The organism is Streptomyces sp. NPDC054883 (assembly GCF_053610645.1).
Genome location: NZ_JBSGYT010000066.1, coordinates 16,700 through 36,518, shown reverse-complemented (window position 1 = coordinate 36,518; position 19,819 = coordinate 16,700). Strand labels below are relative to the sequence as shown.

Below are 19,819 nucleotides of genomic sequence, written 5' to 3'. Positions count from 1 at the left end.
GCGCCAGAACAGGCCGCGAACACGCCGAGGGCCCCCGCCACAGGAAGTGGCGGGGGCCCTCGGCTTCGTTTTCAGTCCGGGTGTCAGGCGGACTTGCGGCTGTCCCGCGGATGCACGGCAATGTTCATGGCGCCGGAACGCAGGACCGCCAGCCTCTCGGCCAGCACTTCCTCGAGTTCCTCGCGGGTGCGTCGCTCCATGAGCATGTCCCAGTGCGTTCGCGCGGGCTTGCCCTTCTTCTCTTCGGGCCCGTCCCCGTCGACCAGGAGTGCCATGGCGCCGCACGCCTTGCACTCCCACTCCGGCGGAATTTCTGCCTCAACCGAGAACGGCATCTCAAATCGATGTCCGTTCTGGCATGCGTACTCCACCGCCTGGCGCGGGGCCAGATCGATGCCGCGGTCCGTCTCGTAGCTGGTAACCACGAGCCGCGTACCGCGGAGAGCTCGCTCACTCATGAATCGTGCCTCCCGGGCTTGTCGCCCACAGGACAGGTGTCGCTGTCGTCGTCATCCGGTCAACGTCCGGTCGGCGGTATAGATTCCCGCTCCGGGTCGTGCGTCGCCCGTCGTGCCGCCCCTTGTTGTACCCACCAGTGCCCGTTTTGTCACATCTGGCAGCAGATGTCACCCAGCGCCTATCCTTCTCGTGCGCGCAGTAACGGTCCGCCTGGCAGGCCAAAGGCGTACACTACCGGCCCTTTGCTTCAACGTCGAAATTCGTTCCGAATTCGTTTCTCAGAGCCGCTCCGGAACAGGATTGCCCGCCGCTTCCACCGCGCGCCGCACCGGCACCCGGGCGAGCAGCACGAAACCCAGTGCGAAGAACACCACCAACGAGATGATCGCCGTCCGGTAGCTGCCCGTGACCTGGTACGTCAGGCCGAACACCAGTGGTCCCACCCAGCTCAGTCCGCGGTCGCTCATCTCGTACGCGGAGAAGTACTCGGCCTCCTTGCCCGCCGGGACCAGGTGCGAGAACAGCGAGCGCGACAGCGCCTGGCTGCCGCCCAGCACCAGCCCGATCATCGAGGCCAGCACGAAGAACCACACCGGGGTCCGGGCGGGCAGGAAGTAGCCGGCCGCCAGCGTCAGCGCCCACGCGGCCAGCGAACCGAGGATCGTGCGCTTGGCGCCGTACGTACGGGCCAGCCGTCCCATCCCGAGCGCGCCCGCCACCGCGAGCACCTGGACGAGGAGCACCGCCACGATCAGCGTCGACTGCTCCAGCCCCAGCTCCTCGGACCCGTAGACCGAGGCCTGCGAGATCACGGTCTGCACGCCGTCGTTGTAGATCAGGTACGCCAGCAGGAACGACAGCGTCAGCGGGAAGCGCCGCATGTCCTGCAGCGTCGCCACCAACTGCCGCCAGCCGCTGACCGGCGGGGCCGCCCCCGCCTCCCGCACCACCGCCCGGTCGCGCAGCCGGCGCAGCGGGACGATCGCGAACGCCCCCCACCACAAGCCCGCCGAGGCCAGGCAGATCCGTACGGCCGTGCCCTCGGACACGCCGAAGGAGTCGTGGCCCTGGAACAGCACCAGGTTCAGGACCAGCACGAACGCGCCCGACGTGTACCCGAAGGCCCAGCCCCGCGAAGAGACGGTGTCCCGTTCGTCGGGCGTGGCGATCTGCGGCAAATAGGCGTTGTACAGCACCATCGAGACGGCCAGCGCGGCGTTCGCGACGACCAGCAGCAGGCCGCCCAGCAGGTAGCGCTCGCCGCTCAGGAAGAACATCCCGGTGGTCGCCGCCGCGCCGGTGTAGGCCGCGGCCGCCAGCAGCGGCTTCTTGCGGCCGCCGCGGTCGGCCACCGCACCGGCCAGCGGCATGATCAGTACGGCCACGATCACCGAGACCGACACCGCGTACGCGAAGAAGGACCCGGCCCGGACCGGGATGCCCAGCGGGTGCACATAGCCCTCGGCGTCCGCCGCGGCCTTGGCGACCGCGGTCAGGTACGGCCCCAGGAACACCGTGAGCACGCTCGTCGAGTAGACCGAGCAGGCGAAATCGTAGAAGTACCAGCCGTGCTGTTCGCGCTTGCGCCCGGCGGCGGATCTGCCGTCCTCCGCCCCCGGTTCCGCTTCGTCCGTCGTCTGCGCCGTCATCCGGTGTCCCCTCGCCGTCCCCGTACCGCCCCGGCCGTCCGGGCCCGCGCGCGGGCCCGTCGGGCGGTCAGGCCCAGGCTCCGCGGCGGTCCAGCACCGTGCGCAAGATGTCGATCCGGTCGGTCATGATGCCATCCACGCCCAGGTCGAGCAGCGCCTCCATGCGTTCCGGTTCGTTCACCGTCCAGACGTGCACCTGGAGCCCGCGCGCGTGCGCGGTCCGTACGAAGCGCCGGTCGACCACCCGTACGCCGGCCTGGCTCTCCGGCACCTGGGCGGCCACCGCGCCGACCCGCAGGGCCGCCGGGATGGCGTACGAGCGCAGCCGCAGCCCCAGCACCCCCAGCACGCCGTACGAGGTCGCCAGCCGCGGCCCCGCGATCCGGTGCGCCCGGGCCACCCGGCTCTCCGAGAACGAACTCACGCACACCCGGTCCCACACCCCGGCCCGGGCGATCAGGTTGACCAGCGGGTACAGCGCCGACTCGGCCTTGATGTCGACGTTCCAGCGGGCTTCGGGGAACTCCTCCAGCAGGTCCTCGAAGAGCGGCAACGGCTCCGTCCCGGCCACCCGCGCGGCGCTGACCTGCTTCCAGGACAGCTCGGCGATCCGGCCCCGGGCGTCCGTCACCCGGTCCAGGGTGGCGTCGTGGAACGCGACCAGCTTGCCGTCGGCGGTGGCGTGCACATCGGTCTCGAAGTACCGGTAGCCCGCTTCCGCGGCCCGGCGGAAGGCGGCGGCGGTGTTCTCCAGACCGTCCGCCGCACCACCCCGGTGCGCGAACGGGATGGGGGCCGGGTGGTCGAGGTACGGATGGCGAAGGCGTACGTGCGTCACGGCGGCAGTATGCCCGCTGTTGCAGGTGGGACGTGAGCGGCCGGATGGACGCGCGGTGAACGAGTGGCACGCACTGGCCCGAATGGACCGCCCCATGGCACCCTGACCGGCAGGAGCAATCCAATACCGGCCCGCGAACCGGCCGGTCATGGCCAATTCGACGAAGGTGGACCGGACAGCATGGCTCAGTGGACCTCAGCGGTCGGTGCCGCACAGCTCGCCCGTCTGATCACCTCGCAGCAGGACCGGCCCCCGGTACCCGGCACCCGCAAGCCCCCCGCCTACCGCCTCCTCGCCGACGGGATCCGGCTGCTCGTCCTCGAAGGCCGCGTCCCCGTCGCCGCCCGGCTGCCCGCCGAGCGCGAGCTGGCCGTCGCGCTGACCCTCAGCCGCACCACCGTCGCCGCCGCCTACGAAGCCCTGCGCGGCGAGGGCTTCCTCGAATCCCGCCGCGGCGCCGGCAGCTGGACCGCCGTGCCCGCCGGGAACCCGTTGCCCGCCCGGGGCCTGGAACCCCTGCCGCCCGAATCCCTCGGCTCGATGATCGACCTCGGCTGCGCCGCCCTCCCGGCCCCCGAACCCTGGCTCACCAAGGCGGTCCAGGGCGCCCTGGAGGAACTGCCGCCCTACGCCCACACCCACGGCGACTACCCCGCCGGACTGCCCGCGCTGCGCCGGATGCTCGCCGACCGCTACACCGAACGCGGCATCCCGACCATGCCCGAGCAGATCATGGTCACCACCGGCGCGATGGGCGCCATCGACGCCATCTGCAGCCTCTTCGCGGGCCGCGGCGAGCGCATCGCCGTCGAATCCCCCTCCTACGCCAACATCCTCCAGCTCATGCGCGCCGCCGGGGTGCGCCTCGTGCCGGTGGCGATGGCAGCCGGGCTCGGCGGCTGGGACATGGACGTCTGGCGCCAGGTGCTGCGGGACTCCGCGCCGCGCCTCGCGTACGTCGTCGCCGACTTCCACAACCCGACCGGTGCGCTGGCCTCCGACGAGCAGCGCCGCGCCATGGTCGAGGCGGCCCGCTCCGCGGGCACCGTCCTGGTGGCCGACGAGACCATGGCCGAACTCCAGCTCGATCCCGGCCTCGCCATGCCCCGCCCGGTCTGCTCCTTCGACCCGGCCGGGTCCACCGTCATCACCGTCGGCTCCGCCAGCAAGGCCTTCTGGGCCGGCATGCGCATCGGGTGGGTCCGCGCCGCCCCGGACGTCATCCGCAGCCTGGTGGCCGCGCGCGCCTACGCCGACCTCGGCACCCCGGTACTGGAGCAGCTCGCGGTGAACTGGCTGATGCGCACCGGCGGCTGGGAGGAAGCGGTGCAGATCCGCCGGGTCCAGGCCGCGGAGAACCGGGACGCGCTGGTCGCCGCGGTCCGCCGGGAGCTGCCGGACTGGGAGTTCGAGGTGCCGCTGGGCGGTCTGACGCTGTGGGCCCGCGCGGGCGGGCTGTCCGGCTCCCGGCTGGCCGAGGTGGGCGAGCGGGTCGGCGTGCGCGTCCCCTCGGGCCCCCGGTTCGGCGTGGACGGGGCGTTCGAGGGGTACGTCCGGCTGCCGTTCACCGTGGGCGGCCCGGTCGCCGAGGAGGCCGCCGCCCGGCTGGCCGCGGCGGCCCGGCTGGTCGGTACGGGTGCGGGCGGCAGCGGGGCGGAGCCGCCGCGCACGTTCGTCGCGTAGCGGGAGCGCACGCGTTCGTCCCGTGGGCTGCGGACCGCGGACCGTGGCTCAGGGGCCCACCGGCCAGGGGCCGCGGGCCTTCGGCGTCTCCGCCGGGACCTCCCGCGCCCGCCGCGCCTCCTCCTCCCGTACCACCGCGACGTCGGTCCCGTCCTCCTGGGCGACCGGCGGGGGCGCCTGCACCCTTGCCGCGGCCGGCTGGACGATGCGCAGCGGCGTGGCCGGGGCCACGTGCTCCGGCCCGGCGGGCCTCGGCGCCCGCCGCTCCGTCCGCTCCGTCCGCTCCGGCAGCAGTTCCGCCACCGCCTGGCGGTGCGCCGGGTGCGCGGCGTCGTCGTACGGGTCCGGGGTGGCGGGCACCTGGAGGCGGTGGACGGGGCCCGCCCCGAGCCGGGCGTACCCGCGCCCCGGCGGCACCTGCGGCGTCGGGGTCGTGTGCGGAGGCGCCCCCAGCACCTCGGCGATCTGCTGGATCCCGGCCGGCCCGAGCACGACGCGGGCCCGGGTGTGCTGCCAGACGGCGTCGCCCAGCAGCTCCAGCTGCTCGAACTGCTCGGCCACCACCACCGTGACGTGCGCCGCGCGCCCGTGCCGCAGCGGCACCTGGAGCCGGCCCAGTGGATCCGGCCCGCCCTCGGCCGCCGCCAGGTGCGCGAGCACGCTCGGCCGGTCCAGCAGGATCCACAGCGGACGCCGGACGTCCTCGGACACGGCGCTCCCCGCCTCCCGGGCCCGATGGGCGGCGAGCAGCCGCCGCTCCGTCTCCTGCGCCGCCCACTCCAGCGTGGCCTGCGCCCCGCTCGGACCGCACTCGACGGCGAGCACGCCCGCCCGGCCGGCGAGGCAGGCGTACTCGCCGCTGCCACCGCCCTCCACGACCAGCACCTCGCCGCCGTGCCGCAGGGCCTGCAGGGCGATCGAGCGCAGGAGGGTCGACGTGCCGCTGCCCGGCTGGCCGACCGCCAGCAGGTGCGGCTCGGCCGAGCGGGGACCGGTCCGCCAGATCACCGGCGGCACGTCCCGGGGCTCGTCGTCCTCCAGGACGGGCAGCGTCCGCTGCACGCTCCCGGCGTCGGTGAACCCGAGGACGGTCTCCCCGGGCGCGGTCACGAACGGCTGGGCGACGATGCCCGTCGGCAGCGGCGCCAGTACCCGCAGTTCGAGCTGGTTGCCCTCTTCGACCCAGTCGAAGAGGTACTCGCGGCCGCGCCCGGACTTGGCGTGCAGCAGCGCCTCGATCCGGGCCCGGGCGGCGGGCTCGCCGTCGGGGAAGTAGGCCGGGTAGCGGATGCGCAGCCGGCTGATCCGGCCCGCTTCGTCGAACACCTGGTCGCTGAACGCCTGGTCCCAGTTCCCGCCGTGGGCGAAGAGCGGACTCGGGTCCTCCGGTACGGAGAAGTAGGGCACGAGGGCTTCGTAGAGCGAGCCGAGGCGTTCGGTCTCGGCCTCGCTGGGACCGGTCTGCACCGGCGTGCGCGGCCGCCCGTGCCAGGCCGCCGCCGCCATGAGGGTGATCAGGCCGATGAGCGGACCGTGGGGCACGAGGGCCAGGACGAGGACGACGGCGGCGGCCAGGAACAGCGCGGGACCGCGTTTGTCCTTGGGTGTCCCGGCCCACTTGCGCCGCCCGGCGGAGGCCATGACGCGCAGCCCGCGCCCGATGACGAGCAGCGGATGGAGGACATCCGTGGCGCTGTCGGCGGCCGTACGGGCGAGGTCGCGGCCCCGGGCCAGCGACGTGGTGCCGCCGAGGAGGATGCGGGGGAGTGGGCGCCGGGCCACGGGCGTCTCCTGGAGTTGTGGTGTGGCGGGACGGTGCGGTGCGGGAACGCGGCGGGGCCGGACGGCCCGTCAGGCCGGCCCGGGCCGGCCGGCCTGAACGGCGTGCGGCGGGCTCAGAGCTTGATCCCGCCGAGCAGGCTCGCGAGGCTCGCCGTGCTCGCCGTGATGCTCGGGGCGATGGCGGACCCGGCGAGGAAGAAGCCGAACAGCGAGCACACGAACGCGTGGGTCAGCTTCATCCCGTCCTTCTTGAAGAAGAGGAAGCAGATGATGCCGAGGAGGACGACGCCGGAGATGGACAGGACCATGGGGACTTCTCCTGGTGGGTGGGGACGTGGGACGGTCACCATCAGTTCTTCCAGGCTCACAGAAAGTATCAATGCGACAAAAGGTGCATACGGGTGAATGCTGGCGACTTTCACTTGACTGGCCGCGCCCGGCTGGCGCGTCCGCCGCACACCGGTCAGGGCGGCCCCGCAGGAGCGGAGCGGACGACCGGCGAAGCGGGTCAGGGGTGATCTTCGCCTCGTTCCGTCCCCGTCATGTGCGGACCCGGGCGCTACTCTGGCGATTCACCCGTACGGACGTGGTCCCGTACGCCCCCCTGCCCTCCCGGCCTGGGGAAACTCTTGCCGACGACAGTGAGTGAAAGGCGGTACGAAACGATGAGCGAGCACACCCCGGACGGCTCCGGATCGCAGGACGTCCCCGACGAGGACGTCATCGAACTGGCCACCAAGATCTTCGATCTCGCCCGGCAGGGGGAGACCGCCACGCTGGCCGGCTACCTGGACGCCGGTGTCCCGGCGAACCTCACCAACGACCGCGGCGACACCCTCGTCATGCTCGCCGCCTACCACGGCCACGCCGAAGCCGTCACCGCCCTGCTGGAGCGCGGCGCGGAAGCCGACCGGGCCAACGACCGCGGCCAGACCCCGCTCGCGGGCGCCGTCTTCAAGGGCGAGGAGGCCGTCATCCGGGCGCTGCTCGCCGGCGGGGCGGATCCGTACGCCGGCACCCCCTCCGCCGTGGACACGGCGCGCATGTTCGCCAAGGCCGACCTGCTCGAACTTTTCGGAGCCAAGTAGTCCGCTTCCGGCCGGTACCGGGCGCGCTCCGACCGGTCCCCGACCTCACGGGTTGGTCACGGCGGACGTAAATGTGGTCGCGGCGCACAAACCGCCTGGGTCATCATGGCGTCGGATTCGATTCGCGGACATGACGGACGGGCAGGAGCGGGCTGGACACGGACGCCGTTCCCGCCCACCCCCGCCGAACCGGCCGTACTGATCGCGAAGCACCGACGAGAGTGAGAAGGCAATGGTCAACATCGAGCGGAACAAGACGGCGAACGTCCTCACATGCTGTTACGCGGCCCTGTGAATCCCGATTCCCGGTTGCGTCCCCAGCTTGATTTGAGGCCATTCCCATGTTCGAACCAGTCATAGCGCCGAGCGGCACCCTGCTCGGGCTCCTCCAGCGGGGCCGCGGCGACGGCACGCTGCACGCGCTCGCGGCGCCCAGGGCCGAGGCCCTCGCGGCCCTCGACCAGTGCGTCGTCAGCGACCCGCGCCAGGACTGGCAGGTCGAGAACCGCTCGCTGTACTACGCCCGCCTCTACCTGGACCTCGACGGCCCCCTCGGCGAGATCGAGGCGCACCTCTTCGGCGCCGAGGACCTCCTCGACGAGGACGAGCACCGCACGGGCCTCGCCCTGTCCGTCCTCGGCCACCTGGCCGCCTACGGCCGCGACGACGCCCTGATGCTGCTGCGCGGCTACGCCGCCCGCGGCGCGAACTGGGCCTGGGCCCTCGACGAACTCGCCCTGCGTGACGACGACGAAGGCCTGCGGTCCCTGGCCGCGCCCGTCCTCGCCCGCTTCCCCGCCACGGAGGAAGGCGAGGCGCGGCTGGCCGCCGCCGTCCGCGACGCCTACGAGCCCCGGCCCTGGCGGCTGTGGGAGGAGAGCGCCGCGCACGGGGAGCGGCTGCGCGCCGCCCGCCAGCAGGGCTCCTTCGACCGCTGGCAGCGCCAGCTCACCCCCAAGGGCCCCCAGCCCGGCTGGGGAGTCCGGGCCGTCTTCGAATGGGCCGCCGACGGACTGCGCCGGGGCACCCCGCTGCACGTACCGGCCGCCCGGTGCCTGGCCGCGGTCGCCGCGGCCGAGGACCGCCCCGCCGTCCTCGCGGCCGCCGCCGGCGCACACGGGGAGGCCGCCCGGGCCACGGCCCTGCACCACCTCGTCCTTGCCGAACCGGAGAACCCGGCCGTGCTGGACCTCATCGAAGCCGCCGGGGACGAGCCCGCCGTCGCCGCCTACGAGCGCATGTGCGGCCCCGCCGCCGTCGAGCGGGCGCGCCGGTGGATCCACCGCCCCGACGCCCTCGGAGCGGCCGCCGGCGCCCTCCTCGCCGCCCGCGGCGGGGCCGAGGACGCCCGGCTCGTCCTCGGCGCCCTCCGCGACACCGTCCGCGGCCAAGGCCCCGACACGCAGCGCCTCTTCGCCCTCGTCGACGGCGCCGGCCGGCTGGCGATCGGCTGCGCCGCGCCGGTACTGCGCCACGTCTACCGCGAAACGGCCTCCTCGCACCTGCGCGGCCGCGCCGCCCGGGCCCTGGCCAGCACCGACGCGTCGTTCGCGGCCGGCTTCGCCGTCGAGTGCCTCTGGGACTGCGAGGAAACCACCCGCGAAGTCGCCGCCCGGCACGCCGAAACGGCCGACGCCCGCGTGGCCCCCCGGCTGCGCCGCCTCGCGGCCGACCCGGCCGAGGAAGAGGACGTCCAGTCGGCGGTCCGCAGCCGCATCGCCCCGGAGTCGGCGGTGTAGACGCCCGCACGCCCGCGTCTCACCGGCCGGTCTGCCCGAGCCCGGAAGACCGGCCGGAGCCACGGAGCCGGGCCGTGTCGCAGGCGGCCCCGGGAGCCGCGAAGCCGGGTCTGAGAGCGTCGCGGGCAGCCGCTGGAAGCCCGGGTCCGGGCCTCGGAGGTTCTGGCGGCCCCGGAAGACCGTCCGCAGCCGCGAAGCCGGGCCGTGTCGCCGGCCGGCCCCGAGGTTCTTGCCGAGCCTCGAAGACCGGCCGGAGCCGCGTGGCCGGGGCGCCCGGGCTGCGGAGCCCCGAAGCCGGCCGCGAACCCGCAGCCGCCCGGCCGCGAGCGGCGGCGGCGCCCGGCCAGGACAGCGGGGCCCTACGCCCGCACGAACCGCACCACCGTCCCCGGCCCCGCCTGGGCCGCCGCGTCCAGGGGGCGGCCGGGGAGGACCACGCCGAGCACCGGGTAGCCGCCCGTGACCGGATGGTCGGCCAGGAACAGCACCGGCAGGCCGTCCGGGGGGATCTGCACCGCGCCCAGGACCATGCCCTCGCTCGGCAGTTCCCCGCCCCGGCGGCGGGTCAGCCGGGGGCCGCCCTCCGTCCTGAGACCGATCCGGTTCGACCGGGCCGACACCCGGTACGGCGAACGCAGCAGCCGCGCGACCGAAGCCGCCTCGAACCAGTCGGCCCGGGGGCCCATCCGCAGCGGCAGCACCAGCTCCGCCGGTGGCCCCGGCACCCCCAGGGCGTCCGCCCCGCGGACCGGGCCGGCCCCGGCCGGCCCCACCGGCAGCACCGTCCCGGCCGACAGGACGGCCGGCCCCAGCCCCGACAGCAGGTCCGTCGAGCGACTGCCCAGCACCGGCGGGACGGCGAACCCGCCGCGCACCGCGACGTAGCTCCGCAGTCCCCGCTCCGCCCGGCCCACGTCGAGCTCCGCCCCCGCCCGCAGCCGGACCGGCGCTCCCCAGGCCGCCGGGCGCCCTGAGACCCGTACCGCGCAGGGTGCGCCCGTGACCGCCACCGTGACCGCGGCCCGCGCACGCAGCGCCACCCCGTCCAGGGTGCTCTCCAGGGTGGCCGCGTCCGCCGGATTGCCCACCAGCCGGTTGGCCAGCGCGTGCGCCCCCGCGTCCAACGCCCCCGACCGCGGCACGCCCAGGTGCGCGTACCCGGGGCGGCCCCGGTCCTGGACGGTGGTCAGCGCTCCCGCCCGCACCACCAGCAGCCCGCTCACGCCCCCGCCTCCTCGAACCGCACCCGTACGCCCGGCGCGAACAGCGCCGCCGGCTCCCGTGCCGGGTCCCACACCACCGCGTCCGTCGACCCGATCAGCTGCCAGCCGCCGGGGGAGGAGCGGGGGTAGACCCCCGCGTACTCGCCGGCCAGCGCCAGCGACCCCGCCGGGACGGCCGTACGGGGCGTGGCCCGCCGGGGCAGGTGAAAACGGTCCGGAAGCCCCGTCAGGTAGCCGAAGCCGGGCGCGAAGCCGCAGAACGCCACCCGGAAGACGGTGCCCCCGACGATCTCCGGCACCTCGTCCGCCGCCACGCCCCACCACCGCGCCACCTCCGCCAGGTCCGGCCCGTCGTACCGGACCGGGACCCGCACCAGCGGCCCCCGCGACGGCGTCAGGGCCGGCACCTCCCAGCGGGCGATCCGGGCCCCCAGCGCGGCCGGGTCCGCCACCCCGTCCAGCAGTACGGTCCGTGCGGCGGGCACGATGTCCCGTACGCCGCCCAGCTCCGCGCGCCGCCGCAACAGCTCCGCGTGCAGCGCGGCGACCTCCGCCGCGGAGTCCGTCTCCAGCAGCAGCGCCCCGGTGCCCACGACGAGCGGCCTCACGCGAACGCCTCCACCCGTACCCCGGCCGCGCCCAGCGCCTCCCGCACCCGCAGCGCGAGGTCCGCGGCGCCCGGGGTGTCCCCGTGCAGGCACAGCGAGCGCGCGTCCACCGCGACCGCCGATCCGTCCGCGGCCGTCACGATCCGCTCGGCCGCCATCCCGACCGCCCGGGCCACCACCGCGTCCGCCTCGTGCAGCACCGCCCCCGGTTCGCCGCGCGGCACCAGCGTCCCGGCCGCCGTGTACGCCCGGTCGGCGAAGGCCTCCGGTACCGCGGGCAGCCCGGCCTCAGCGGCGGCCGCCAGCAGCAGCGAGCCCGGCAGCCCCAGCACCGGCAGCCCGGCCGGGCCGGCCGCGAGCAGCACCCCGGCGACGACGGCGGCCGCCTGTTCACCGTCGTACACCGTGCGGTTGTAGAGCGCGCCGTGCGGCTTCACGTAGGACACCGCGGAGCCGGCCGCCCGGGCGAACACCTCCAGCGCACCGATCTGGTACGCCACCTCGTCGGCCAGCTCGCGCGCCGGCACGTCCATCGCCCGCCGCCCGAAGCCCGCCAGGTCCCGGTACGAGACCTGCGCCCCGATCCGTACCCCCCGCGCGGCGGCCAGCTCGCAGACCCGGCGCATGATGGACGGATCCCCGGCGTGGAAGCCGCAGGCCACGTTGGCGCTGGTGACGACCGACAGCAGCGCCTCGTCGTCCGTCAGCGTCCAGCGCCCGAAGCCCTCGCCGAGGTCGGCATTGAGGTCGATGACGGGTGTGATCACGTGAGCCATGCAGGTGAGCGTAGAACAGCCGCCGCGCACCACACCCGCGCACAGCGCGCCCGGCGCCCGGACCGGGGAGGATCCGGCCGAACCGTGCCGTTTGGGATGTTGTCCGGGTCAGCGCCTAGTCTTTCCGTCGTGACTCTCCCTGCCCCGGCGAAGCCCCTTACCTCCCCGGCGCCGGGCCCGGCCGCCGACGAGGGCCTGGCCCGGCGGCTGCGCGCCCTCGCCTGCACCGCCCCGCTGCACGACCTCGACGTCCGCAAGGCCAATCTGGCCGGCGAGTACGGGATCTACGCGATGGCGGAGGTCGCGCTGGCCGCGATCGACCTGGTCACCCTCAACATGGACTTCGACACCGGCGCCGACCACGAGCAGATAGTGGCCAGGCTGCTGCCGCGCGTCGCCGCCCAGGCCGCCGGCCGGCCCGCCGCCGAGCACGAGCGGGTGGCGCGCTGGGTCCTGGAGAACCTGATCAACGTCGGCAGCGTGGACCGGGGCTTCCGCGCCGTCTACGGCACCTTCGGCCCCGACGGGGTCTACGTCCGCAGGGACTACGACTTCAAGCTCATCGAGGAAGTCCCCGGCTACGGCGGCGCGGTCTACCTGCGCACCACCGACGAAGCCGTGAACGTGCTCGTCGGCGCCCTGGACACCGACGTCACCAGCGCGCAGATCGCCGCCGAGGTCAAGCTGGACGTGCTGATCAGCCGCGGCCGGCTCGCCGATGCCCAGCTCGCCGCCGAACAGGCCCGCTACCGCACGGTCCAGTACGCGGAGACGCTGCGCCGGACGCTGGACGCGACGCGCCGCAACGTACGGGCCGTGGACTGGCTCGAAGCCGTCCCGGACATGATCGCCGAGGCCCTGGACCACGTCGCCGACCGCTACCGGCACGAGAACGCCATCCTCACCAACATCCGCAAGGCCCGGGACGAGGCCGAGGACCCCGACAACAAGCGGCGCGCCGCCGAGCTGGTCGACATCGTCAAGGACTGCATCCGCCGGCACACCCAGCTCCAGTCGCGCCTGCTGGACGCGGGCCCGCTGTTCCGTGCCGAACAGGACCGGCAGGCCTTCGCGGCTCCGGCGCCGCGCTCGGGCATCGACCTGTACGGGCAGCTGATCGCCCCGGTACTGCCCCTGCCGCTGGAACAGGCCGCCCGGGTCACCGACGCGTTCTTCGCCCGGGGCACCGGACTGCGCACGCCCGTTTCGGTGCGGGTCGCCGACCTGGTGGAGATCCTGCTGACCCCGCCCGTGGAGCGCGAGCACCTGGGCGTGGAAATGCCCGAGCCCGACCTGATCGCCACCCCCGACGACAGCCGGTTCAGCGAGGAGCAGCTCGCCGCGGCCATGGAGCTCCTGGACCTCCCGCACGACGCCCCGCGCCGGCTGTCCGGCCTGCTGGCCGAGGCCCGGCGCGCTGATCCCGAACTGCCGTACCTGGTGGCGCTGCTGGCCGTGCACGCGGCGAGCCCGGCGGTCGGTACGGCGTACCGGCAGGGAGAGGAGCGGCTGCTGTTCGCCGTAGACGACGGGACGGAGCTGGACGACCCGGAGTTCGGCGGCGCCGACCTGATCGTCGGTACGGCCCTGCTCGACGCCGCGGCGATGACGGCCGAGCGCACGGAGGCGGCATGACCGCCGCCCCCACCGCCCGGCGCGGCCGACCGGCCGCAGCCGGTACGTCCTCCGCCCCCGGCGCCCGGCGGGCCTCCTTCGGCCGGCGGCGCGGCCCGGCCGGCGCCTGCACCGCCCCCGGCGCCGGGCCGGCGCCCGTCGGCGACCGGTGCCGTCCGCGCTGCGGCGGTACGTCGTCCGGCCCCGCCGCCCGGCGGGTGCCCTTCGGCGTGCCGGGCGGCTCGCGCTGCGGACCGGTCGGCAGCGGTACGTCTTCCAGCCCCGGCGCCGGTGCGGCGCCCCTCGGCGGGCGACGCGGACCGCTCCGCGGCGGTACGTCCTCCGCCCCCGGCGCCCGGCGGATGCCTTACGGCGGGCGACGCCGCCTGGTCGGAGGCGGTACGTCCTCCGGCCCCGGCACCCGGCCGACCCCCTTGGCGTTCGACGCCCCGGGCCGCACGGAGGCGGCATGACCGCCGCCCCCGGCGCCGGGCCGGCGTCCCGCCGTGAGCGGCGCGGGCCGGCCGGCCCGCCGCCCGTCGCCGATTCCTCCGCACACCACGAAAGGCACCACCCGTGAGCGACCACCCCGCCGAAGCCCCTGCGTGGGGCGAGCCCGACGCGCCCGCGAGCCCGGCGCCGGGCGCCGCGGCCGTGACCCCCGCCGACGCCGCGGACGCGGCCCGGCTCGTCGCCTTCGGGCTCCAGCCCAAGCTGCTCCCCGCCCGCGACGCCGAGTACGCCGAACTGCTGCGCCGCTACCGCGAGGAGCCCGCCTTCGGCCGCCTCGCCGACGCCGTCGCCACCGGTCTCGGACTGGTCGTGCTGGAGGTCTCGCCCCGCGCGGGCATGGCGGTGGCCGCCGACGAGGACTCCGTCTTCGCCGTCCGGATGGGCGACTACGCCCGCCGCACCGCCGCCGACGGCGGCGACCGGTTCCTGCACGGCCTCGCCCACCTCGCCGTGGCGGCGCTCGCCTTCCCGCGCCCCGAGGACCTCGCCGACGACGGCTACATCGGCCGGATCACCGTCAATGGCGTCGACTCCTTCGTCCGGCAGACCTGCCGCCGCCTGGAGGAGCGCGCCGAGGAACTCGGCGAGAACACCGACCCCGCCTCCGACGCCCCCGGCCTGGAGGCCGCCTGGCGCGTCTACGCCCGCCGCAGCGCGACCGGCGCCACCAAGGACGCCCGCCGGCTGGCCGGCTCCACCACCGGCATCGTCGGCAAGGCCGCCGCCTTCCTCACCGAATCCGGTTTCCTCCAGCGCACCGGCGACGACTCCGGCGGCACCTACCGCACCACCCCCCGCTACCAGCTCCAGGTCCGCGACATGGCGGGCAGCGCGGCCATGGCCGAACTCCTGGAACTCGGCGTGGTCCCCGTCAGCGACGGCTCCGCCACCCTGCTGCCGCCACCCGAGGGCGACGACCTGGAGCTCGCCGCCGACGCCGGCCTGCCCTTCCACGCCTGAGCACTGATCCCCGTACGCACCACGAGAGACCGCGAGAACCCGCCGCCATGTACGAGCTGTCCCGGATCCGCCTCTACTCCATCGGGCCCGCCGGCGCACGCTACGCCGACACCGTGCTCGACCTGCGCGGAGTCGGCGAACCGGTGCCCCACCCGGCGCCCGCCCAGGCGGAGTTCTTCGAGGACGAGCCGACGGGCCCGCCCCGCCGGCCCGCGCCCGCCGGCGTGCTCTTCCTGGAGAACGGCGGCGGCAAGTCCGTCCTGCTCAAGCTGATCTTCTCGGTGATGCTGCCCGGCCACCGCAACACCCTCGGCGGCGCCAGCTCCGGCGTACTGCGCAAGTTCCTGCTCGCCGACGACTGCGGCCACGTCGCCCTGGAGTGGCAGCACACCCAGACCGGTGAATGCGTCGTCGTGGGCAAGGTCAGCGAGTGGCGCGGCCGTCAGGTCTCGAACGACCCGCGCAAGTTCGCGGAGGCCTGGTACTCCTTCCGTCCCGGCCCGGGCCTGAGCCTCGACAACCTGCCCGTCGCCGAAGCCACCGCCGTGCGGCCGCCCGTCGAAGGCGCCTCCGGCGCCCAGGGCCGCCGCCGCACGATGAAGGGCTTCCGCGACTCCATCACCGAGGCCGGCAAGGCGTACCCGCACCTGGAGGTGGTCTGGGAGGAGATCCACGACCGCTGGAACGAACACCTCACCGACCTCGGCCTCGATCCCGAACTCTTCCGCTACCAGCGCGAGATGAACGCCGACGAGGGCGAGGCCGCGGGTCTCTTCGCGGTCAAGAAGGACTCCGACTTCACCGACCTCCTGCTGCGCGCCGTCACCGACACCCGGGACACCGACGGCCTCGCCGACCTCGTCCACGGCTTCGGCAACAAGCTCGGCCGCCGCTCCGAGCTGATGGCCGAACGGGACTTCACCGCCGGCTCGGTGGAACTCCTCACCAAGATCGTCGAGGCCGCCGAGACCCGCTCCCGGCTGCGCGACGTCCACGCGGGCGCCGAACGCCGTACCCGCACCCTCGCCAGGCGGCTGTCCGCCCGCGCCACCGAGGAACGCGGCCGCGCCGCCGAACTCGCCGAGCGGGTGACCGGCGCGGCCCACGCGGTGACCGCCGCGGAATCCGCGCGCGAGCGCAGCGCCGCCGTCTCCGCCGAACTGGCCTACCGGCACGCCTCGCTGGCCCTGACCGTGGCCGACAAGGCCGCGGCCGCCCAGCGCCGTGAACTCCTCGAAGCCCGCACCCTGCACTCCGCCTGGCAGGCCGCCGAGACCGTACTGCGCCACCGGGCGGCCGCGGACCGGTCCGCCCGGGTCGCCTCCGCCATCCTGGAGGCCGAGCGCGACGCGGCCCCGGCCCTGGCCGCCCGCGCCACGGCCGCCACCGACCTCGTCCGCGCCCTGCACACCGCCGCCGGGCAGGGCGAGGCGCGGGCCAACGAGGAGGAGGAGCGTTCCGCCGTCCTGCAGGCCGCCGGCGAAGCCGCCCACCGCGACGCCACCGCCGCCGCCACGGCCGCCCAGCGCGCACGCAGCGAGGCCGAGCACCTGCGCGCCCGGCTCTCGGAGGTCCGGCAGGAGACCGCCGAAGCCGTACGGGCCGGCTGGCTCGACGACTCGGCGCCCGACGCAGACCCGGCCCGCGCGGCCCTCGCCGCGAGCGACGCCGAGAAGAGCGCCGTTGCCGCCTGGGACGAGTCCCGCGAGGCCGCCCGCGCCGCGGCCGACGCCGCCCGCGAGGCCGCGGCCACCGAAGCCCGCGCCGAACTCACCGCCGCCCGCGCGGCGGACGCCGCCGAGGCCGCCGAGGCCGCCCACGCCGCCGAGCAGCGGGCCGCGGCCTCCCTGGCGCAGTCCCCGCGCCTGGCCGAGCTGCTCGGCCTCCCGTCGGTCCCCGCCACCTTCCTCCCCCAGCCGCGTACGGGTACGGCCGGGGTCGCCGCGGAAGCCGGCCCGCCCGCCGCCGTGGCGTCGGGCACCCCGGCCGGGTCGCTGCACCGCTCCGCCGGAGCCGGTGCGGCCGCGGCCGGTGCCGCTCCCGGACACCCGGCAGCCGACGGCTCCCGCCCCGCCACGGGCGGCCCCGCGAGCGCCGGGGGCAACGGGGGCGAGGGGCTCACCGTCGAGGACCTCGACCGGGGCGCCGAGGACCTGCACACCCTGCTCACCGACCAGGTCGCCGCCGCCGAACGCCAGCTGTTCGAGCTGCGCACCGCCGCCGCCGACGACGCCCGCATCCTCGGCGCCCTCGGCGACGGCGGGCTGCTCCCGCCCGGCCCGGACGTGCTCGCCACCGTCGAGTACCTCGGCGAACACGGCATCCCCGCCCTCCCCGGCTGGCGCTACCTCGCCCAGTCCGTCGACCCCGCCGACCACGCCGCCGTCCTCGCCGCCCGCCCCGAACTGGTCGACGGGGTCGTCATCACCGACCCCGACACCCACTCCCGCGCCCGGGAGGCCCTCTCCGGCGCCGCCCTGCTGCCCCGCTCCACGGTGGCCGTGGGCACGGCCGCCGCACTGCTGGCCCCGGTACCCCCCGCCGACGGGGCCGGCGACTCCGGCATCTTCATCGTTCCGCCGAACCCGGCCATGCACGACGAACACGCCGCCGACGCGGAACGCCAGGCGCTGCGCGCCCGCGCCACCGCCCGGGACACCGAGATCCGGGACCTGGCCGGCCGCCTCTCCGGCGACCGCGAACTCGCCGCCCGGCTCGCCTCCTGGCGCACCGGCTGCCCGCCCGGCCGGCTCACCGAGCTCGCGGAACACGCCGCGGCCGCCCGGTCGTTCGCCGAGGAGTGCGACGCCGAACTCGCGGAGGCCCGTACCGTACGCGCCGAGGCCGACGAAGCGGCCGCCGACGCCGCACGGGTCCGCGACGAGCGCCAGGACGCCGCCCAGCGCGCCCGCCGCGCCGCCGACGCCCTCGCCGGACTCGCCCACCGCCTGCGCGAGCGCTCCGGATGGCAGGCCCGGCTGCGCGGACTCGCCGAGGAGGCCGCCGAATCCGAGGCCCGCGCGGAAGCGTGCCTGGACCGCGCCCGTGCCGCCGACGAGGACCGCCGCGCCGCCCAGCGGGCCGCGGACGACGCCCGCCGCACCGCCCGCGCACTGCGCGCCGAGCGCGCCGACATCGCCGGCGCCCCAGACCCCCTGCCCGAGGACGACGGAGCGCCCAAGGCCCCGCTGCCCGACCTGCGCGAGGCCTACCGCGCCGCCTCCCGGCTCTACGAGAAGGTCGGCGTCGGCGCCGACCTGCGCGCCGAACAGGCTCGCGCCGAAAGCGACGAGAGCGCCGCCCTCGCCGAACTCGACCGGCTCACCAACAAGGTCCGCACCCGCGCCGCCCAGCTCCTCGAAGGCACCGACGGCGCCGACGGCCCCTCGCGGCAGGCCGCCGCAGCCCGGGCCGAAGCCCTCGTGCAGATGCTGGAATCCCGGGCCTCGGCGGCGAGCGAGCAGCTCGGCAGGCTGCGCGGCGACGCCGAACGCCTCGCCCCCGCCGACGGCGAGGCGCACACCGACCTCCCCGAGGAGCTGGTCCCCGCGGACGTCGAGCACGCCCAGGGCCTGCTGCGCACCGCCACCGCACAGCTCGCAGCGCACACCGCCGCCGTCGAGAGCGCCCGCGCCGCCCACGGCGACCTGCTGCGCGCGCACCGCACCGCCGAGGACGGGGCGGGCGGCTTCGACGAGACCGCCGCCCTCCTGCGGGACCTGCTGCGCGACCACGCGCAGCCGGAGGACGAGCAGGAGCCGGCGCCCCACCGCGGCACCCTGGAGGAGGCCCGCCAGTCCGCCGCGGAGGCCCGCCGCTCCCTGCGCGGCTGTGCCACCGATCTGTCGGCCGCCGAGTCCGCCGTCCGCGAGGCGAGCGACATCCTGGTCCGCCACGCCAACGCCAACCGCTTCGAGCAGGTACGCACCCCCGCGCGCCAGCAGATCCGCGAACTGCCCGCTTCCGCCCTGCCGGAGCACGCGGCGGCCTGGGCCGCCGCCTTCGCCCCCCGGCTGCGGGTGCTCACCGACGAGCTCGCGCAGCTGGAGCGCAACCGCGACAGCATCGTCGACCGGCTGCGCGGCCTGGTCGAATCCGCCCTGGCCACCCTGCGCTCCGCCCAGCGGCTCTCCCAGCTCCCCGAAGGCCTGGGGGAGTGGTCGGGCCAGGAATTCCTCCGGATCCGGTTCGAGGAACCCGACCAGGCCACCCTCACCGAGCGGCTCGGCGAGGTCATCGACGAGGCCACCCGCGCCGCCGTCAAGAAGAACAGCACGGCCTCCTTCGGCGAAGGCCGGCGCGACGGCATGTCCCTGCTGCTGCGCGGAGTCCAGGCGGCCCTGGAGCCCAAGGGCATCGCCGTGGAGATCCTCAAGCCCGACGCGGTACTGCGCGCCGAACGGGTGCCGGTCGGGCAGATGGGCGACGTCTTCTCCGGCGGCCAGCTGCTCACCGCCGCGATCGCCCTCTACTGCACCATGGCGGCGCTGCGCAGCAACGACCGCGGCCGCGACAAGCACCGGCATGCGGGCACGCTGTTCCTGGACAACCCCATCGGCCGCGCGAACGCCACCTACCTGCTGGAACTGCAGCGGGCGGTCTCCGACGCGCTCGGCGTCCAGCTGCTCTACACCACCGGTCTGTTCGACACCACGGCCCTGGCGGAGTTCCCGCTGGTCATCCGGCTGCGCAACGACGCCGACCTGCGCGCGGGCCTGAAGTACATCAGCGTCGAGGAGCACCTGCGCCCCGGCCTGCCGCAGCAGTCCCCGGACGGCGAGACCATCCACGGCGAGATCACGGCGACCCGCATGTTCCGCCGTTCGACCGCCGGCGCCTGACACCCGGCGGAAGGCTGCGGCAAGGGGAGGGCGGCCGGGGCCGACG

General features: G+C 75.5%; 15 protein-coding genes. 7 read left to right on the top strand and 8 right to left on the bottom strand.

Annotated elements, in window-relative coordinates; genetic code table 11:
• Positions 1–83: 83 nt before the first annotated feature.
• From ACWGH1_RS32565 to ACWGH1_RS32555, 3 genes are all read right to left on the bottom strand, one after another.
• Positions 84–458: an RNA polymerase-binding protein RbpA gene (locus ACWGH1_RS32565; RefSeq protein ID WP_007262928.1), complete on the bottom strand. Its 375-nt coding sequence runs from the start codon at positions 456–458 to the stop codon at positions 84–86.
• A 279-nt stretch (positions 459–737) separates the two neighbouring features.
• Entirely contained in the window at positions 738–2,108 is a 1,371-nt protein-coding gene (locus tag ACWGH1_RS32560; protein ID WP_453356242.1) for an MFS transporter, read from the bottom strand.
• Between the two features lie 67 nt (positions 2,109–2,175).
• Positions 2,176–2,946 carry a glycerophosphodiester phosphodiesterase gene (locus ACWGH1_RS32555; RefSeq protein ID WP_453356243.1) on the bottom strand — a complete coding sequence of 257 codons (771 nt, stop codon included), beginning with the start codon at positions 2,944–2,946 and terminating at the stop codon, positions 2,176–2,178.
• 180 nt (positions 2,947–3,126) lie between these two features.
• Between ACWGH1_RS32555 and ACWGH1_RS32550 the strand changes: the two genes are divergently transcribed.
• Complete coding sequence (locus tag ACWGH1_RS32550; protein WP_453409255.1) at positions 3,127–4,629, top strand: SCO1417 family MocR-like transcription factor; 1,503 nt, start codon at positions 3,127–3,129, stop codon at positions 4,627–4,629.
• A gap of 48 nt (positions 4,630–4,677) precedes the next feature.
• On the opposite strand, the gene ACWGH1_RS32545 is transcribed toward ACWGH1_RS32550, so the two are convergent.
• Together ACWGH1_RS32545 and ACWGH1_RS32540 are read right to left on the bottom strand one after the other, a co-directional pair.
• A complete protein-coding gene (locus ACWGH1_RS32545) occupies positions 4,678–6,411 on the bottom strand; it encodes a hypothetical protein (protein ID WP_453409254.1) in 1,734 nt (577 codons plus the stop codon).
• Positions 6,412–6,524: 113 nt separating this feature from the next.
• Positions 6,525–6,719 (bottom strand): hypothetical protein, encoded by a 195-nt coding sequence (locus ACWGH1_RS32540; protein ID WP_030031218.1) that lies wholly within the window; start codon positions 6,717–6,719, stop codon positions 6,525–6,527.
• A 357-nt stretch (positions 6,720–7,076) separates the two neighbouring features.
• Between ACWGH1_RS32540 and ACWGH1_RS32535 the strand changes: the two genes are divergently transcribed.
• Complete coding sequence (locus ACWGH1_RS32535) at positions 7,077–7,499, top strand: ankyrin repeat domain-containing protein (RefSeq protein ID WP_453356793.1); 423 nt, start codon at positions 7,077–7,079, stop codon at positions 7,497–7,499.
• 341 nt (positions 7,500–7,840) lie between these two features.
• The gene (locus tag ACWGH1_RS32530) at positions 7,841–9,238 is read left to right on the top strand and encodes a HEAT repeat domain-containing protein (RefSeq protein WP_453409253.1); all 1,398 of its coding nucleotides are present in this window, start codon (positions 7,841–7,843) and stop codon (positions 9,236–9,238) included.
• A 359-nt stretch (positions 9,239–9,597) separates the two neighbouring features.
• On the opposite strand, the gene ACWGH1_RS32525 is transcribed toward ACWGH1_RS32530, so the two are convergent.
• From ACWGH1_RS32525 to ACWGH1_RS32515, 3 genes are read right to left on the bottom strand one after another with little or no spacing between them, the layout of a single operon-like run.
• The gene (locus ACWGH1_RS32525; protein WP_453356891.1) at positions 9,598–10,461 is read right to left on the bottom strand and encodes a 5-oxoprolinase subunit C family protein; all 864 of its coding nucleotides are present in this window, start codon (positions 10,459–10,461) and stop codon (positions 9,598–9,600) included.
• A complete protein-coding gene (locus ACWGH1_RS32520) occupies positions 10,458–11,069 on the bottom strand; it encodes a 5-oxoprolinase subunit B family protein (RefSeq protein ID WP_453356892.1) in 612 nt (203 codons plus the stop codon). The genes ACWGH1_RS32525 and ACWGH1_RS32520 overlap by 4 nt, the downstream gene beginning before the upstream one ends.
• Entirely contained in the window at positions 11,066–11,845 is a 780-nt protein-coding gene (locus tag ACWGH1_RS32515) for a LamB/YcsF family protein (protein ID WP_453356893.1), read from the bottom strand. The genes ACWGH1_RS32520 and ACWGH1_RS32515 overlap by 4 nt, the downstream gene beginning before the upstream one ends.
• A 96-nt stretch (positions 11,846–11,941) precedes the next feature.
• Here ACWGH1_RS32515 and ACWGH1_RS32510 point away from each other — a divergent pair, with 96 nt between their 5' ends.
• From ACWGH1_RS32510 to ACWGH1_RS32495, 4 genes are all read left to right on the top strand, one after another.
• A complete protein-coding gene (locus ACWGH1_RS32510) occupies positions 11,942–13,480 on the top strand; it encodes a hypothetical protein (RefSeq protein WP_453409256.1) in 1,539 nt (512 codons plus the stop codon).
• Complete coding sequence (locus ACWGH1_RS32505; protein WP_453409252.1) at positions 13,477–13,932, top strand: hypothetical protein; 456 nt, start codon at positions 13,477–13,479, stop codon at positions 13,930–13,932. The genes ACWGH1_RS32510 and ACWGH1_RS32505 overlap by 4 nt, the downstream gene beginning before the upstream one ends.
• Before the next feature lie 103 nt (positions 13,933–14,035).
• On the top strand, positions 14,036–14,932 hold the full coding sequence (locus ACWGH1_RS32500; RefSeq protein ID WP_453409251.1) for a hypothetical protein: 897 nt from the start codon (positions 14,036–14,038) through the stop codon (positions 14,930–14,932).
• Between the two features lie 47 nt (positions 14,933–14,979).
• Positions 14,980–19,773 carry a hypothetical protein gene (locus ACWGH1_RS32495; RefSeq protein WP_453409250.1) on the top strand — a complete coding sequence of 1,598 codons (4,794 nt, stop codon included), beginning with the start codon at positions 14,980–14,982 and terminating at the stop codon, positions 19,771–19,773.
• Positions 19,774–19,819: the final 46 nt, after the last annotated feature.

What these genes read in the sequence shown, in the direction of transcription:
- ACWGH1_RS32515 (WP_453356893.1), bottom strand. Translation starts at nt 11,845, where the DNA reads ATGGCTCACGTGATCACACCCGTCATCGACCTCAATGCCGACCTCGGC.
- ACWGH1_RS32560 (WP_453356242.1), bottom strand. Translation starts at nt 2,108, where the DNA reads ATGACGGCGCAGACGACGGACGAAGCGGAACCGGGGGCGGAGGACGGC.
- ACWGH1_RS32530 (WP_453409253.1), top strand. Translation starts at nt 7,841, where the DNA reads ATGTTCGAACCAGTCATAGCGCCGAGCGGCACCCTGCTCGGGCTCCTC.
- ACWGH1_RS32505 (WP_453409252.1), top strand. Translation starts at nt 13,477, where the DNA reads ATGACCGCCGCCCCCACCGCCCGGCGCGGCCGACCGGCCGCAGCCGGT.
- ACWGH1_RS32550 (WP_453409255.1), top strand. Translation starts at nt 3,127, where the DNA reads ATGGCTCAGTGGACCTCAGCGGTCGGTGCCGCACAGCTCGCCCGTCTG.
- ACWGH1_RS32540 (WP_030031218.1), bottom strand. Translation starts at nt 6,719, where the DNA reads ATGGTCCTGTCCATCTCCGGCGTCGTCCTCCTCGGCATCATCTGCTTC.
- ACWGH1_RS32510 (WP_453409256.1), top strand. Translation starts at nt 11,942, where the DNA reads ATGTTGTCCGGGTCAGCGCCTAGTCTTTCCGTCGTGACTCTCCCTGCC.
- ACWGH1_RS32565 (WP_007262928.1), bottom strand. Translation starts at nt 458, where the DNA reads ATGAGTGAGCGAGCTCTCCGCGGTACGCGGCTCGTGGTTACCAGCTAC.
- ACWGH1_RS32535 (WP_453356793.1), top strand. Translation starts at nt 7,077, where the DNA reads ATGAGCGAGCACACCCCGGACGGCTCCGGATCGCAGGACGTCCCCGAC.
- ACWGH1_RS32495 (WP_453409250.1), top strand. Translation starts at nt 14,980, where the DNA reads ATGTACGAGCTGTCCCGGATCCGCCTCTACTCCATCGGGCCCGCCGGC.